Genomic DNA, 1,141 nt, shown 5'->3' on the forward strand with positions numbered 1-1,141 from the left:
ATTTTTAAATAAAAGACATAATTAATTAAAATTATAATTTGCTATTAGTATCTTTTTAAAAATATTTACAATTATTTTAATAGGTTATGCAAGAAGTCTATTCAAATTGATGGGGCTTTTGAACCTATGTGAGAAAATAAAAAAAAAGTTGAAAATAAAATATTTCTTGCTACTATGCATGTTGGTGTTGATAAAGAAAAGTCAACAAAAACCAAAATAAAAATGAAAAAGAAAAAAGGCGTTTTCCAAATGATGAATAAAAATAATAAATCTAATATTGATAATTTTATTGATAAAATTTTTAAATTAATGGATACTTATGATATTAATGAAGATACTAAAATATTAATATTAAGTGATGGTGAAAAACAAATTAAAAAAATTTATAGAGCAGTAAAAGAAAAATATAAAAATAACAAGATATCATATAGCTTAGATAAATTTCATCTTACAAGTAGATTTAAAAAACTATATCCCTTTCAAAATAAAAATAAGGAAAATAGAGAAGCATATCATAAAGCTGTTGATTATTTTTTTAATGGTAAATATGAAGAATTATTACAGTGTTTAGAAGATAGTTAAATTTTTTATAAGCGATTCTAAATTAGATTTTTTGAATAAAGCTATTACATTAATTAAAAATAATAAAGAAGGCATTGAAAACCAAACATTAGAATATAATATTGGTTGTCATGTTGAAGGCGATGTATCGCATTATATTAAGGCTGTTAAAGGGCGAGGTGCAAAAATATATTGTAAAGAAACATTTATCAATATGTTAATTGGTTCAATGTTAAGACTTAATAATCAAATTAATGATGAGAAAGTTGATAAAACTAATAAAAATAATAAAGAAAAAATTGAATTTAATATATTTAATTTAAATAACTCTCAAAATCAATTTTTATCTTTATAAAAAATAAAAATACTTTTTAAAATTAGTAATAACTTTAAAAAGTATTTTTTAGTGTATCAAAATTCATAAATTTATAAATTATTTCTTCAAATAAAAATTATGTTTTTAAAAAAAGTTGAATTTTTCTTTAATTTTGTCGAAAACTCTTGATGAAATAAAAAAAATCATCAATATGACAATTTGAAAACTAATTTTGTGTAAGATTATGATTTTGCTTTAAATTTT

2 protein-coding genes are annotated in these 1,141 nt (G+C 19.0%); both read left to right on the top strand.

The genetic code is table 4. The features are described from left to right. Positions 1 to 126 precede the first annotated feature (126 nt). Entirely contained in the window at positions 127 to 582 is a 456-nt protein-coding gene (locus EHV01_RS05805) for a hypothetical protein (protein WP_422066634.1), read from the top strand. Positions 583 to 613: 31 nt separating this feature from the next. Next, positions 614 to 916 (top strand): hypothetical protein, encoded by a 303-nt coding sequence (locus EHV01_RS05810; RefSeq protein WP_422066635.1) that lies wholly within the window; start codon positions 614 to 616, stop codon positions 914 to 916. Positions 917 to 1,141 lie beyond the last annotated feature (225 nt).

The sequence above is a fragment of the Spiroplasma sp. hy2 genome, assembly GCF_044714365.1.
GTDB lineage: Bacteria > Bacillota_I > Bacilli_A > Mycoplasmatales > Mycoplasmataceae > Spiroplasma > Spiroplasma phoeniceum.